13 protein-coding genes are annotated in these 13816 nt (G+C 68.6%); 8 read left to right on the top strand and 5 right to left on the bottom strand.

Annotated elements, in window-relative coordinates; translation table 11 throughout:
• Positions 1 to 128 precede the first annotated feature (128 nt).
• The 4 genes from ACTIMO_RS06660 (at position 129) to ACTIMO_RS06675 (ending at position 3118) form a co-directional block, all read left to right on the top strand.
• The gene (locus ACTIMO_RS06660; RefSeq protein ID WP_055772212.1) at positions 129 to 476 is read left to right on the top strand and encodes a hypothetical protein; all 348 of its coding nucleotides are present in this window, start codon (positions 129 to 131) and stop codon (positions 474 to 476) included.
• 56 nt (positions 477 to 532) lie between these two features.
• Positions 533 to 1297: a lipoyl(octanoyl) transferase LipB gene (gene lipB, locus ACTIMO_RS06665; protein WP_448181885.1), complete on the top strand. Its 765-nt coding sequence runs from the start codon at positions 533 to 535 to the stop codon at positions 1295 to 1297.
• Complete coding sequence (lipA, locus tag ACTIMO_RS06670) at positions 1294 to 2295, top strand: lipoyl synthase (RefSeq protein ID WP_448181886.1); 1002 nt, start codon at positions 1294 to 1296, stop codon at positions 2293 to 2295. Before lipB ends, lipA begins: the two co-directional genes overlap by 4 nt.
• A 70-nt stretch (positions 2296 to 2365) precedes the next feature.
• A complete protein-coding gene (locus tag ACTIMO_RS06675; RefSeq protein ID WP_152814889.1) occupies positions 2366 to 3118 on the top strand; it encodes a DUF4191 domain-containing protein in 753 nt (250 codons plus the stop codon).
• Between the two features lie 148 nt (positions 3119 to 3266).
• On the opposite strand, the gene ACTIMO_RS06680 is transcribed toward ACTIMO_RS06675, so the two are convergent.
• Entirely contained in the window at positions 3267 to 3704 is a 438-nt protein-coding gene (locus tag ACTIMO_RS06680) for an RDD family protein (protein ID WP_422391714.1), read from the bottom strand.
• 254 nt (positions 3705 to 3958) lie between these two features.
• Here ACTIMO_RS06680 and glnA (ACTIMO_RS06685) point away from each other — a divergent pair, with 254 nt between their 5' ends.
• Positions 3959 to 5383 (top strand): type I glutamate--ammonia ligase, encoded by a 1425-nt coding sequence (glnA, locus tag ACTIMO_RS06685; RefSeq protein ID WP_055772222.1) that lies wholly within the window; start codon positions 3959 to 3961, stop codon positions 5381 to 5383.
• A 78-nt stretch (positions 5384 to 5461) separates the two neighbouring features.
• On the opposite strand, the gene ACTIMO_RS06690 is transcribed toward glnA (ACTIMO_RS06685), so the two are convergent.
• Positions 5462 to 8473 carry a bifunctional [glutamine synthetase] adenylyltransferase/[glutamine synthetase]-adenylyl-L-tyrosine phosphorylase gene (locus tag ACTIMO_RS06690; RefSeq protein ID WP_448181887.1) on the bottom strand — a complete coding sequence of 1004 codons (3012 nt, stop codon included), beginning with the start codon at positions 8471 to 8473 and terminating at the stop codon, positions 5462 to 5464.
• A 38-nt stretch (positions 8474 to 8511) separates the two neighbouring features.
• Positions 8512 to 9852, bottom strand: a complete 1341-nt coding sequence (glnA, locus tag ACTIMO_RS06695; protein WP_055772377.1) for a type I glutamate--ammonia ligase — start codon at positions 9850 to 9852, stop codon at positions 8512 to 8514.
• A gap of 252 nt (positions 9853 to 10104) precedes the next feature.
• Here glnA (ACTIMO_RS06695) and panB point away from each other — a divergent pair, with 252 nt between their 5' ends.
• A complete protein-coding gene (gene panB, locus ACTIMO_RS06700; protein ID WP_448181888.1) occupies positions 10105 to 10995 on the top strand; it encodes a 3-methyl-2-oxobutanoate hydroxymethyltransferase in 891 nt (296 codons plus the stop codon).
• Between the two features lie 15 nt (positions 10996 to 11010).
• On the opposite strand, the gene ACTIMO_RS06705 is transcribed toward panB, so the two are convergent.
• Positions 11011 to 11172, bottom strand: a complete 162-nt coding sequence (locus ACTIMO_RS06705; RefSeq protein WP_422391710.1) for an SPOR domain-containing protein — start codon at positions 11170 to 11172, stop codon at positions 11011 to 11013.
• A 140-nt stretch (positions 11173 to 11312) separates the two neighbouring features.
• Here ACTIMO_RS06705 and map point away from each other — a divergent pair, with 140 nt between their 5' ends.
• Together map and ppgK are read left to right on the top strand one after the other, a co-directional pair.
• A complete protein-coding gene (map, locus tag ACTIMO_RS06710) occupies positions 11313 to 12191 on the top strand; it encodes a type I methionyl aminopeptidase (RefSeq protein WP_448181889.1) in 879 nt (292 codons plus the stop codon).
• Positions 12192 to 12269: 78 nt separating this feature from the next.
• Positions 12270 to 13082, top strand: a complete 813-nt coding sequence (gene ppgK / locus ACTIMO_RS06715) for a polyphosphate--glucose phosphotransferase (RefSeq protein WP_448181890.1) — start codon at positions 12270 to 12272, stop codon at positions 13080 to 13082.
• Positions 13083 to 13267: 185 nt separating this feature from the next.
• On the opposite strand, the gene nrdR is transcribed toward ppgK, so the two are convergent.
• Entirely contained in the window at positions 13268 to 13765 is a 498-nt protein-coding gene (gene nrdR / locus ACTIMO_RS06720) for a transcriptional regulator NrdR (RefSeq protein ID WP_055772236.1), read from the bottom strand.
• Positions 13766 to 13816: the final 51 nt, after the last annotated feature.

The raw sequence follows: 13816 nt of genomic DNA on the forward strand, positions 1-13816 counted from the left end.
CTAGGCGATCACGGCGTCGTCCCGGAGGTTATCCACAGCCTTCCCGGCCTCGCCCATCTGCGGAGCTTGCCCGAATAGAACATGTGTTCTATTTTTAACGTTCATCCGGCGATCGGGACAGGGACGTCATGCGGAACAGCACCACCGAGAGCGGGATGACCTGGAGAGCGCTCGACGACCCCCTCGTCCTGCACTTCTCGCAGGTCGATGGCGAGAAGCGACCGGAACGGATCCTCTGGCGTGGTTCGGAGTGGTGGGTCATCGGAGTCACCCGTCACTGGACGACCTGGCGCGCACTGCCGGTCCTCGGCCCGGATGCCGTCGGATCGTCACCCGTGCGGGAGTTGACGGCGCACTTCTGGCGCTTCGGCGCACAGACGAACCCCGCCGGGCCCCTCCTGCATTTCGAGGTGCGGAGCGCCGGGCACGAATGGCGGCTGGCGCGCCTGGCGTTGACCTTCTCCGTCCCGGAATGATGCTGTGCCGTTCGAACCCCGGCACTCGTGTCACCGCGCAGGACTAGGCTTGCGTCATGACTCTCGTCCTGTCGCGCGTCGGCCTCGCTCCCGACTACATCGAGTACACGCAGGGCTGGGAGATCCAGAAGGCGCTGCACGCGGACGTCGTCGCCGGCGCTGCACCCAGTACCGTACTGCTGCTCGAACACACCCCCGTCTACACCGCCGGGAAACGGACCGAGGATCACGAGCGGCCCTTCGACGGAACCCCTGTCATCCCCGTCGATCGCGGCGGCAAGCTCACGTGGCACGGGCCGGGTCAGCTCGTCGGCTATCCCATCCTCGCGTTGCGTGATCCAGCGAGGATCGCCGACTATGTCGACGTCCTCGAGCAGGTCATCATCTCCGCCCTCGCCCACTTCGGCATCGAGGGTGTCCGGATCGCCGGCCGATCCGGCGTCTGGCTGCCGGCGTCCGCTACGATGCCCGCCCGGAAGATCGCGGCGATCGGCATCCGGGTCAAGGATCGCGTGACGATGCACGGCTTCGCCGTCAACTGCAGCAACGATCTCGCTCCCTTCCAGCAGATCGTCCCCTGTGGCATCAATGACGCCGGGGTCACCTCGATCTCGGCGGAATGCGGACGGCCCGTCGAGCCCTCGGACGTCGTTTCACTCATCGAGGCCGAACTGCGCAAGAATGAGGCGGTGCTCGTAGGCGACGATGCCATCGAGCCATCCGGATCGACCCCCGGCGCGATCGCCGGGACGGCAGACACAGCGGGCCCCGACACGATCGGTCGTGCCCGTCACACCCAGCCAGAAGGAGCTTCACTGTGAGCCTTGCACCCGAGGGCCGTCGCATGCTGCGCATCGAGGCGCGTAACGCCGAGACGCCGGTAGAACGCAAGCCGGACTGGATCAAGGCCAAGGTGAACATCGGCCCCGAGTTCGTCGCCATGAAGAACCTGGTGAAGAAGGAAGGGCTGCACACCGTCTGCGAGGAGGCCGGGTGCCCGAACATCTTCGAGTGCTGGGAGGACCGCGAGGCGACCTTCCTCATCGGAGGGTCCGAGTGCACGCGGCGCTGCGACTTCTGCCAGATCGACACGGGCAAGCCGCAGCCGCTGGATCGCAGCGAGCCCTTCAAGGTGGCGCAGTCCGTGCGGTCGATGAACCTGCGCTACGCGACGGTGACCGGGGTTGCCCGTGACGATCTCGCGGACGAGGGCGTATGGCTCTATGCGGAGACCATCCGCCAGATCCACAGCATGAACCCCGGCACAGGTGTGGAGATCCTCATTCCCGACTTCTCCGGCAAGCCCGAGCACATCGCCGCCATCTGCGACGCGGCGCCGGAGGTCTTCGCCCACAACGTCGAGACAGTACCCCGCATCTTCAAGCGCATCCGGCCGGCCTTCCGGTACGAGCGCTCGCTGGACGTCATCACGCAGGGCCGGGACCGCGGCATGGTCACGAAGTCGAATCTCATCCTCGGCATGGGCGAGACGCGCGAGGAGATCTCGGAAGCCCTGCGTGACCTGCACGACGCCGGCTGCGATCTCATCACCATTACGCAGTATCTCCGACCGAGCGAGCGCCACCTGCCCGTCGACCGCTGGGTGAAGCCCGGTGAGTTCGTCGAGCTGAGCGAGGAGGCCGAGGAGATCGGTTTCCTCGGGGTGATGAGCGGACCCCTCGTCCGTTCGTCCTATCGGGCAGGCCGCCTCTGGGCGCGTGCCATGCGCAGGAAGGGACTCGAGCTCCCTGCCGAGCTCGCGCACCTCGACGATTCGGGCTCGGCGATACAGGAAGCATCCTCTCTCCTCGCCGGGTGACACCCGATCCGTGCCCGTGTCCGTGCGCGTCGGGGTGAGCGCGCCGCCCATCCCGTAGAATCGAGGGACTATGTCACACGCGATCGATCCCTCAGGCTCACCTACGCCCAAGCGCCGTCTGTTCTCCCGCAAGCCGAAGGCGGACAAGGGGCCGAAGAAGCCCGGGCGGATGAAGCAGATCCGCGAGGTCTTCGCGATGACCCGCCGCAACGACCCGAGCGTCGTCTGGTTCATGCTGCTGGCCTTCATCGGCATCATCGCCGTCGGCCTCCTCGTCGGCCTGCTCATCAACAACGTCATCACGCTGATGATCATCGCGGTGCCGCTGGCGTTCCTCGCCGCGATCTTCATCCTCTCCAGGCGGGCCGAGAGGGCGGCTTTCTCGCAGATCGAAGGACGCCCGGGGGCGGCAGGGGCGGCTCTCAGCGTGCTCCGGAGAGGCTGGATCCTGCAGGAGCAGCCGGTCGCGGTGAATCCCCGCACGCAGGATGCCGTCTTCCGTGTCATCGGCCGGCCCGGAGTGATCCTCGTGTCCGAAGGTCCGTCGACGCGAGTGAAGCAGCTCGTGGACGGGGAGAAGCGGAAAATGGCCCGCATCATCCCCAACGTCCCGGTCCATGTCATCGAGACAGGGCGGGATGACCGCCAGGTGCCGCTCTCGAAGGTCCCCAAGGCCGTCCAGAAACTGAAGAAGACGCTGACCAAGCAGGAGGTCTACGCCGTGGACAAGCGACTGACGGCCCTCGGCACGAAGCTTCCCATCCCCAAGGGCGTGGACCCCTTCAAGGCTCGCCCGGACCGTAAGGCCATGCGCGGCCGCTGAGCACCCCGCGCCTGACGACAGAGGAAGCCCCTCCTGGAAACGGGAGGGGCTTTTCCTGTGCCGCACGCAGGGCATCGGGGGCCGGGCACGGCACCGACATCCGGCTTTGCGCCCGGGCTGCGCCGGATGCCCGAGGTGACGCAATGGATCAGATCCGGAAGAGACCCGTGGCACGGGCGCGATCGTGCAGGCCGCGCTGGTCGACGTCGATGATCAGTGCCGGGATGACGAGGCACAGCAGGACGCTGCGGATCAGTGCCGTCAGATACCCGGCAGGCTGCCCGTCCAGTGTCTGCACCTGCATCCGCAGGATCCGGTGCCCGATGCTGTAGCCGAAGAACCCGACCAGGAGGACCTGCTCGACCAGGAAGATGTACAGCGTGGCGAACCCGTCGTAGCCGAAGAACGCAGCCGACAGGAGGGAACAGAGCACCCAGTCGATCAGGAGCGCCGCTGCCCGCGGGGCGAACCGCGCGATGGAGCCCGGGCCGGATTCGGGTCGCCCGAGGCGCTGCCCTGGCCACTGCTGATTGCCGGAGGGCGAGGGCCCCTCCATCCACGAACCGAGGTCTCGTCTGTTCACCACGTCCCCAGCGTACCGGTCCCGCGCGGGGCGTATTATGCTCCTGCCGCACCGGAGACGCTAGGGTGGGGAGCGCAGTTCCTGTCACGTAACGTCCCGGAAACACGAGCGATACCAGCGAGAAACTGCCCGCTCCTACAGTTGTGACGAGTCGGCGGCAGCGTTCCATCCTGCCAGAGCCCGTGACTTCCCGTGCGGTGCAGGGACACGCGCTGGCGCCGGATTCCACCCCAGCCATGCGTTAGGAGCATGAATCGATGTTTAAGAATGCGGACGAGGTCCTCAAGTTCATCGCCGATGAAGACATCAAGTTCGTCGATGTCCGTTTCACCGATCTTCCGGGGGTGCAGCAGCACTTCAACGTCCCCGCCAAGTCGGTCGATGCTGACTTCTTCATCCACGGTCAGCTCTTCGACGGCTCCTCCATCCGTGGTTTCCAGGGCATCGCGGAATCGGACATGCAGCTCATCCCGGACGTGACGACAGCATTCGTCGATCCGTTCCGGACCGAGAAGACCCTCGCCCTGAACTTCTCGATCGTGAACCCCCGCACGGGTGACCCCTACCACCGCGACCCCCGCAGCGTGGCCGAGCGCGCCGAGGCGTACCTGTCCTCCACCGGTATCGCGGATACGGCGTTCTTCGCACCCGAGGCCGAGTTCTTCATCTTCGACAACGTGCAGTACGAGTCCTCCCCCCAGGGCAGCTTCTACAAGGTCGACTCCATCGAGGCACCGTGGAACTCCGGGCGCGAGGAGGTCGGTGGAAACCTGGGCAACAAGACCCCCTTCAAGGGCGGGTACTTCCCCGTCTCCCCCGTCGACAAGCAGGCCGACCTCCGCGACGCCATCTGCGTGGAACTGGACAAGGCAGGCCTCGAGGTCGAGCGCTCGCACCATGAGGTGGGCGGTGCCGGGCAGGCCGAGATCAACTACAAGTTCACGACCATGACACATGCAGCCGACGACCTGCAGAAGTTCAAGTACATCGTCAAGAACGTCTCCAACGCGTGGGGCAAGTCGGCAACCTTCATGCCGAAGCCCATCTTCGGCGACAACGGCTCCGGCATGCACTGCCACCAGTCGCTGTGGGCCGACGGCCAGCCCCTGTTCTACGACGAGCGCGGCTACGCCGGGCTCTCGGACACGGCCCGCTGGTACATCGGCGGCCTGCTCAAGCATGCCTCCGCCGTCCTCGCCTTCACCAACCCGACGGTCAACTCCTACCGCCGCCTCGTGAAGGGCTTCGAGGCCCCGGTCAACATGGTGTACTCGCAGGGCAACCGCTCCGCCGGCATCCGCATCCCCATCACGGGCTCGAACCCGAAGGCCAAGCGCATCGAGTTCCGCGCGCCGGACCCCTCGTCGAACCCGTACCTCGCCTTCGCCGCGCAGCTCATGGCCGGCCTCGACGGCATCAAGAACCGCATCGAGCCGGCCGAGCCGATCGACAAGGACCTCTACGAGCTCCCTGCCGAGGAGGCCAAGGACATCCAGAAGGCGCCGGGGTCCCTCGAGGAGGCACTGCTAGCCCTCGAGGCCGACAACGAGTTCCTCCAGGCCGGAGACGTCTTCACGCAGGACCTGATCGACACCTGGATCGACTACAAGCGCGAGATGGAGATCAAGCCGCTCTCGCTCCGCCCGAACCCCTACGAGTTCGAGCTCTACTACGGCGTCTGATCGGCGCCGCACCACCTGATCGACCGCGACGGCGGCTCCCGGACGGGAGCCGCCGTCGTCGTGTCCGGGCAGTGCTGCTCAGTACCCGTAGAAGTGCCGCTCGAAGATGGCCCGGCTGCGCCGTGTCATCCGCAGGTAGTCCTCCTCGAGGTCCGAGCCGCTGCCCGGACCGTACCCGCACCAGCGCGCCACCGCCTCGAGGTCGCGGCGCGGGGACGGGAGGAGGTCTGAGCCGCGGCCGCTCCAGATGACGTTTGCCGCGCGGATGCGCGTGGCGAGGTTCCAGCCGGCACGGAGGGTGTCGACGTCGTCAGCGGGCAGGAGTCCTTCCGCGGCGATGACGTCCAGGGCTGCGAGGGTGGACTGCACGCGCAGGCCCGGTACCGCGTGTGCGTGCTGCAGCTGCAGCAGCTGCACGAGCCATTCGACGTCGCTGAGGGCTCCCCTGCCCAGCTTGAGGTGCCGCGACGGGTCGGCCCCGCGCGGGAGCCGCTCCGCCTCCACCCGGGCCTTCACGCGCCGGATCTCCCGCACCTCCGTCTCGCCGAGGTCCTGCGGGTAGCGCACGGGGTCGATGAGGGCCACGAACTCGGCAGCGAGTCCGTCGTCGCCGGCGAGCGGCCTCGCCCGCAGCAGGGCCTGCGCCTCCCACACGAGCGACCACCGGCGGTAGTACTCGCGGTAGCTGTCGATGGACCGCACCATCGCGCCCTGCTTGCCCTCGGGGCGGAGCGCCGTGTCGATCTCCAGCACGCGCTCGGCCAGCACGGGAGGTTTGCACGGCTGCGTGAGGAGGGCGGCCAGCCGGGCCACGATCCCCTCGGCCTGCCGCTGCGCGGCTGCCGCGTCCGCGCCCTCGAGGGGTCGGTGGACGTAGATGACGTCCGCATCGGACCCGTAGGTGATCTCCCTGCCGCCCTGCCGTCCCATAGCCATGACGACGACGTCGGTGAGCCGCGGTTCACCGCGGGCCGTGAGCTCCTTCTCGGCGACGTGCAGCGCGCCGAGGACGGCGGCGCGATCGGTATCGGCCAGGGCCTCCCCGACCTGCGCCTGGGTGAGGAGGCTGGAGCTGTCGGCGATGGCGATGCGCAGGAGCTCACGCCGCCGGATCAGCCGGATCAGCCGGATCGCCTCGCCCGGCTCCGGATGCCGGGACATCTTGGACTGGATCTCCTGCCACTGCGCCTCGAAGGTGTCGGGTACCAGCGCGCTGTCCGAGCCGAGCCACTGGGTGGACTCCGGCGACACCTCGAGGAGGTCCGTGATGAACCTGCTGCTCGACAGGACGGCACAGAGCCGCTCGGCGGCGGCGTTGGAGTCGCGCAGCATCCCCAGATACCAGTGGCTCTCACCGAGCGATTCGCTGAGCCGCCGGAAGCCGAGGAGCCCGGCGTCGGGATCGACGCCGTCGGCGAACCAGGCCAGGAGGATGGGCAGCAACTGCTTCTGCAGCATCGCCCGCCGGCGCAGGCCGCCCGTGAGCGCTTCGATGTGCCGCATGGCGCCGCGCGGATCCTGGTACCCGAGCGCGGCCAGGCGCGCCTGTGCCGCCTCGGCCGTCAGCTGGACGTCCTCCGGCCGGAGCGTGGCCGCGTTGTTGAGCAGCGGCCGGTAGAAGATGGCTTCGTGCAGCCGCTTCACGAGCCGCCGCGTCCGCTGCCACTTCTCGTGCAGGCTCTGGGCGCTGGGCCGGACCGTCACCATGCACCCCTCCGACGACCGGGCGAGGGAGCGCAGCGCTGTCTCGTCCTCCGGCATCAGGTGGGTGCGGCGCATCTGGACCAGCTGGATCCGGTGCTCGAGCACGCGCAGGTACCGGTAGGCGTCGTCGAGGTCCAGCGCATCGGACCGCCCGATGTAGCCGGCGGCGCTGAGCGCGGCGATCGCCGAGACCGTGTCCCGGACGCGGAGCGAATCGTCGAGCCGGCCGTGCACCAGTTGCAGGAGCTGCACCGTGAACTCGACGTCGCGCAGTCCGCCCGGGCCGAGCTTGAGCTGGCGGGCCTCCTCCTCCCGCGGGATGTTGTCGGTCACCCGGCGCCGCATGGCACGCACGGCCTCGACGAAGCCCTCGCGCTGCGAGGACGCCCACACGAAGGGCGCGATCGCCTCCTCGTAGCGGCGGCCGAGCTCGAGATCGCCCGCCACCGCGTGCGCCTTCAGCAGCGCCTGGAACTCCCAGGTCTTCGCCCATCGACGGTAGTAGGACACGTGGGACTCGAGGGTGCGGACGAGCTGGCCGTCCTTGCCCTCCGGACGGAGGTTCGCGTCGACCTCCCACAGCGCCGGTTCCGGGCCGGGCGAGTAGACACCGCGGGACATGCCGGAGGCCAGACCGGTCCCGATCCGGGTCAGTGTCGTGTCGTCGAGGTCGTCGCCCTCCACCACGTAGACGACGTCGACGTCGGAGATGTAGTTCAGTTCACGGGCACCGCACTTGCCCATGGCGATGACGGCGAGGCGTACGCGCCGGACGACATCGGACCCGTGGACCTCCTCGAGCTCGGCCCGGGCGACGGCCAGCGACGCCTCGAGCGCCGCAGCGGCGAGATCGGCCAGTTCACGCGCGACGACGGGCAGGTAGTCGACCGGCGCGCAGTGGCCGAGATCGCGGACGGCGAGGTCGGTCAGCTGCCGCCGGTAGGCGATCCTGAGTGCACGGTGGGCGTCCACCCCGGTGACCCCTGCGACCGGGTTGTCCTCCCCCGGGTCCGCCTGGACCGCCCGGAGGAGGACTGTCCGGAGGTCCGAGGCCTCCACGACGCGGGGCGTGGCCGGACCGGGCACGACGACATCGAGGTGCTCGGGATGGCGCATGAGGAACTCGCCGAGTGCCTCGGAGGCTCCGAGCAGCCGGAACAGTGCCGACCGCCTGCCCTCGTCGGCGAAGGTCGCCTCGACCGGGGTCCGGCGCGCAGCCAGGAGGCGGACGAAGGACTGGAGTGCGAGATCCGGATTCGCGGCGACCGCGAGGCCCGCGAACAGGGCGTCGTCGTTGAGCCCCTGCAGCTCCGGCGCGTCGAGGAACCGCCGGCTCTTCTCGAGGTCCGCGAACCCGTGACTGATCAGCTTGCGGTTGAGGCTCATGAGGCAACACTAGCCACGCAGCGACGGCCCGTCGGCACCTAGAGGATGTTGAGGTTCCGTCGCAGCTCGTAGGGCGTGACCTGGATGCGGTAGTCGTGCCACTCCGCGCGCTTGTTGCGCAGGAAGTTCTCGAAGACCTGCTCGCCCAGGATGTCGGCCACCAGCTCCGAGTCCTCCATGACACGGATGGCATCGTGCAGGCTGGCCGGCAGGGGGTCGTGGCCCATCGCGCGCCGCTCGGCCGCGGTGAGGCTCCAGACGTCGTCCTCGGCCGCGGGCGGCAGCTCGTAGCCTTCCTCGATGCCTTTCAGCCCGGCGCCGAGCAGCACGGAGTAGGCCAGGTAGGGGTTGCTGGCGGAGTCGATGCCCCGGTACTCGATGCGGGCGGACTGCCCCTTGTTCGGCTTGTACAGGGGCACGCGGACCAGCGCCGAGCGGTTGTTGTGGCCCCAGGCGAGGTGGCTCGGGGCCTCCCCGCCTCCCCACAGGCGCTTGTACGAGTTCACGAACTGGTTGGTGACGGCAGTGAACTCGGGCGCGTGCCGGAGGATGCCCGCGATGAAGTGGCGTGCGGTCTGCGACAGCTGGAACTCCGCGCCCGCCTCGTAGAACGCGTTGGTGTCACCCTCGAACAGCGAGAAGTGCGTGTGCATGCCCGAGCCCGGGTGCTCCGAGAAGGGCTTCGGCATGAAGGTCGCGTAGCTGCCGGATGTGAGCGCGACCTCCTTGATGATCGTGCGGAACGTCATGATGTTGTCGGCGGTCTGCAGCGCGTCCGCGTAGCGCAGGTCGATCTCGTTCTGGCCCGGCCCCGCCTCGTGGTGGCTGAACTCCACGGAGATCCCCACGGACTCGAGCATCGCGACGGCGGTGCGGCGGAAGTCCTGGGCGACGCCGCCCGGTACGTGGTCGAAGTAGCCGGCCTGATCGACGGGGACGGGCTGGCCGTCCGCACCGACCTCAGCGGACTTCAGCAGGTAGAACTCGATCTCCGGATGCGTGTAGCAGGTGAAGCCCATGTCGGCTGCCTTGGCCAGGGTCTTCTTCAGTACCCCGCGGGGATCGGCGGTGGAGGGCTGCCCGTCGGGTGTCAGGATGTCGCAGAACATGCGCGACGTCTGCTCCTTGTCGCCGCGCCAGGGCAGGATCTGGAACGTCGAGGGATCCGGCTGCGCCAGCATGTCGGACTCGTAGACCCGGGCCAGGCCCTCGATCGACGAGCCGTCGAAGCCGAGGCCCTCCTCGAAGGCGCCCTCCACTTCGGCCGGGGCGAGGGCGACGGACTTCAGCGAACCGACGACGTCGGTGAACCAGAGGCGCACATAGCGCACGTCGCGCTCCTCGATGGTGCGCAGTACGAACTCCTGCTGCCGGTCCATGACCACCCTCATTCCTTGCCTCGTTGCCCGGGCCGCCCCGATGGGCGGCGGGCTGTCCCTGTCCGGCGTCGTGCGCGTGCGGCCCATGCCGAGACCGGGACGCCGGTGCGCGGACCACCGTGAATACTCTACTGACACGGTCGCACAGATCAGGTGCGGCCCTGCCCAGTGTGGCGCGCCGGTATTAACACGGGGTTTCCACCGGCGGATGGGCGGAGGGAAGCGGCGGCAGGGGTCCGCTAGTCTCGTGGCATGACATCCGCCGAACTGCCAGCACCCTACGGAGAAGGCGTTGCTGCCGTGCCTGCACCTGCTGCGCCTGCTGGTCCCGCCGGCGGGCCGAAGGCGCCCGGCAGGGTCCGGATCCACCACCTGCAGCAGGCCAAGGAGCAGGGCACGCGTTTCGCGATGCTCACGGCGTACGACCAGTACGCCGCCCAGGTGTTCGACGAGGCCGGCATCGAGGTCCTCCTCGTCGGCGACTCAGCGGCCAACAACGTGCTCGGACACGCCACGACCCTGCCCATCACCATGGACGAGATGATCCTCTTCAGCCGCGCCGTGAGCCGGGCCGCCCGGCGCGCACTCGTCGTCGCGGACCTGCCCTTCGGCAGCTACGAGGTCTCCCCGCAGCAGGCCGTCGAATCCTCGGTACGGCTGCTCAAGGAGGGGCTCGTGCACGCCGTGAAGATGGAGGGCGGCGCCGACTACGCCGGGACCGTCCGGGCACTGGTGCGCGCCGGCATCCCCGTCATGGCGCACATCGGTTTCACCCCGCAGAGCGAGCACGCGCTCGGCGGGTACCGCGTGCAGGGCCGGGGCGACGCCTCGCAGCGGATCGTGGACGACGCCGTCGCCCTCGCCGAGGCGGGTGCCTTCTGCGTCCTGATGGAGATGGTGCCCGCCGCCACCGCCGACGCCGTGGACGCCGCGGTGCGGGTCCCGACGATCGGCATCGGGGCCGGACCCGGGACCACCGGCCAGGTGCTGGTGTGGCAGGACATGGCCGGACTCCGCGGCGGGCGGCAGGCGAGATTCGTCAGGCAGTACGCCGACATGCGCCGCGTCCTGGCCGATGCGGCCCGCTCCTACGCGGACGACGTGCGCTCGGGGACGTTCCCCGGGCCCGAGCACACCTTCTAGGCGCGGCCTCCCGGACTACTCGTCGTCCCGATCCCAGGCGTCGTTGCGCTGCTGCACCTTCTCGAGCGCCTTCTCGGCCTCGGCGCGCGTCGCGTAGGGCCCGATGAGCTGGGACCAGTCCGACTGCCGGTCCTCCTCCACCTCGCGGGTGCGGACGTTGAACCAGTACTCCGTCATGTCGACCTCCTGCTCTCCTCGGCCATCGCTGGTCCGGATCGGTGTGCGGCGTCGCGGCCCCGGCGCCGGGATGCCCAGTGACCGTGCCGCACCACCTGTCCGGGCGGCCGTCCCGACGGGCCCGCTATAGGATCAAGGGTATGCCCCAGTCTTCCGTCACCGCTCCCCTCGGGACCCTGACACCCGGTACGGTCTCGCCGCAGCGCCCCGTCCCGCCGGGCATCGCACGGCCCGAATACGTGGGCCGGGCAGCACCCGCCCCGTTCACCGGTTCCGAGGTGAAGACCGCCGAGGTCATCGAGAAGATCCGCACGGCCGGCAGGATCGCCGCCCAGGCGATCGTCGAGGTCGGCAGGCATGCGAAGCCCGGCGTCACCACCGACTTCCTCGACCGGATCGGGCACGAATTCATCCTCGACCACGGTGCCTATCCGTCGACGCTCGGCTACCGGGGGTTCCCGAAGTCCCTGTGCTCCTCACTGAACGAGGTCATCTGCCACGGCATCCCCGACTCCACGGAGCTCCGGGACGGGGACATCCTCAACATCGACATCACCGCCTACAAGGACGGCGTCCACGGGGACACCAACCACACGTTCTGCATCGGGGACGTCGACGAGGAGTCGCGCCTCCTGGTGGAGCGCACCCGGGAGTCGCTCGCGCGGGCCATCCGGGCCGTCGCTCCCGGGCGCGAGATCAACGTCATCGGCCGGACCATCCAGTCCTACGCGAAGCGCTTCGGTTATGGTGTTGTCCGTGACTTCACCGGGCACGGCGTCGGAGAAGCGTTCCACACGGGCCTGATCATCCCGCACTACGACGCCGCTCCCGCCTACAACCGCGTCATCGAGCCCGGCATGGTCTTCACCATCGAGCCGATGCTCACCCTCGGGACCATCGACTGGACCATGTGGGCGGACGACTGGACCGTGGTCACGAAGGACCGGAAGAGGACAGCGCAGTTTGAGCACACGCTCGTTGTCACCGACCGCGGTGCGGAGATCCTCACCCTGCCCTAGCGCAGCCGTACCGCTGGTCCTGCTTGCACGCTGTACCCCACCCCTCCGGCTCGCGCCGAACCACCTCAACGGAGAATCATGGCCAAGGACATCGAGAAGAAGAAGTCGAAGAAGCTCCCCGCGACCGTCATCGGCGTCGACATCGGCGGGACCGGAATCAAGGGCGGCATCGTCGACCTCGAGAAGGGCGTGATCGTCGGCGAGCGCTACCGTATCCCGACACCCAAGCCCTCCACTCCCGAAGCCGTCGCCGACGTCGTCGCGCAGATCGTCACGGAGCTGTCCTCGCGCCCCGAGGGACCGGCGGCGGAGGTCCCGGTCGGCGTGACCTTCCCGGCGATCATCCAGCACGGCGTGGCCCGCTCCGCCGCGAACGTCGACAAGAGCTGGGTCGACACCGACGTCGACGCCCTCTTCACGAGGGTCCTCGGACGCGACGTGCACGTCATCAACGACGCCGACGCGGCCGGACTCGCGGAGGTCCGGTACGGTGCGGGCAAGGGCAAGATGGGCACGGTCCTGGTGATCACGCTCGGCACCGGCATCGGCTCGGCCTTCATCTTCGACGGCAAGCTCGTACCGAACGCGGAACTCGGTCACCTGGAGATCGACGGCCACGACGCCGAGACGAAGGCGTCCGCCGTCGCCCGCGAGCGGGACGGCATCGACTGGGACGAATACGCGGTGCGGCTCCAGCGCTATTTCTCGCACGTCGAGTTCCTCTTCTCCCCCGAGCTGTTCATCGTCGGCGGCGGGATCTCCAAGCGCAGCAGCGAGTACCTGCCCTCGCTCGAGCTCCGGGCCCCGATCATCCCCGCACAGCTGAAGAACCACGCAGGGATCGTGGGCGGCGCCCTCCAGGCGGCACTGCTCTTCACGCCGAAGGCCTGAGCCCCGTTCCTGCCTGCGCGGGCAGGAACGGCATGGAGGACCCTGCCCGACAGCACAGGAGCCCGGTACGGACGTGATCCGTACCGGGCTCCTGTGCGTCCGCCGCCTGGAGGGGCGGAACCGGACGTGGAACCGGTGGTGGCGTCGGCTTCCCCTCCGCAGCCACCACCGGGGTCTGATGGGCGCTACTGCGCCGTCAACGGCCTCTGCGCTCCCGAGGGGACGCGCGCGTTGTCCTTCGCCTGCTGGCGGAGGGTACCGATGGCCTCCTCGAAGTCCTCGAGGGACTCGAAGCCCTGATAGACGCTGGCGAAGCGCAGGTAGGCGATCTGATCCAGCTTGCGCAGCGGTTCGAGGATGGCGAGCCCCACCTCGTGCGCGTCGATCTCCGCCACGCCGCTGGCGCGGACGCTCTCTTCGACCTCCTGGGCGAGCAGGGCGAGATCGTCCTCCGTCACGGGCCTGCCCTGACACGCCTTCCGGACGCCGTTGATGATCTTCGAGCGGCTGAAGGGCTCGCCGGCGCCGGAACGCTTGATCACGCTGAGGCTCGTGGTCTCGACCGTGCTGAAGCGGCGGCCGCACTGCGGGCACTGGCGACGCCTGCGGATCGCCGACCCGTCGTCGGCCAGTCGGCTGTCGACGACGCGGGAGTCCGGGTTGCGGCAGTACGGACAGTACACGGCTCCCCTTTCCTCTCGTCGACGCTCGACCGGATCAGTCTAGGACTAGAT

It is taken from the genome of Arthrobacter sp. CP30, from assembly GCF_053470025.1.

What these genes read in the sequence shown, in the direction of transcription:
- ACTIMO_RS06660 (WP_055772212.1), top strand. Translation starts at nt 129, where the DNA reads ATGCGGAACAGCACCACCGAGAGCGGGATGACCTGGAGAGCGCTCGAC.
- lipB (WP_448181885.1), top strand. Translation starts at nt 533, where the DNA reads ATGACTCTCGTCCTGTCGCGCGTCGGCCTCGCTCCCGACTACATCGAG.
- ACTIMO_RS06675 (WP_152814889.1), top strand. Translation starts at nt 2,366, where the DNA reads ATGTCACACGCGATCGATCCCTCAGGCTCACCTACGCCCAAGCGCCGT.
- glnA (WP_055772222.1), top strand. Translation starts at nt 3,959, where the DNA reads ATGTTTAAGAATGCGGACGAGGTCCTCAAGTTCATCGCCGATGAAGAC.
- ACTIMO_RS06690 (WP_448181887.1), bottom strand. Translation starts at nt 8,473, where the DNA reads ATGAGCCTCAACCGCAAGCTGATCAGTCACGGGTTCGCGGACCTCGAG.
- glnA (WP_055772377.1), bottom strand. Translation starts at nt 9,852, where the DNA reads ATGGACCGGCAGCAGGAGTTCGTACTGCGCACCATCGAGGAGCGCGAC.
- panB (WP_448181888.1), top strand. Translation starts at nt 10,105, where the DNA reads ATGACATCCGCCGAACTGCCAGCACCCTACGGAGAAGGCGTTGCTGCC.
- ACTIMO_RS06705 (WP_422391710.1), bottom strand. Translation starts at nt 11,172, where the DNA reads ATGACGGAGTACTGGTTCAACGTCCGCACCCGCGAGGTGGAGGAGGAC.
- map (WP_448181889.1), top strand. Translation starts at nt 11,313, where the DNA reads ATGCCCCAGTCTTCCGTCACCGCTCCCCTCGGGACCCTGACACCCGGT.
- ppgK (WP_448181890.1), top strand. Translation starts at nt 12,270, where the DNA reads ATGGCCAAGGACATCGAGAAGAAGAAGTCGAAGAAGCTCCCCGCGACC.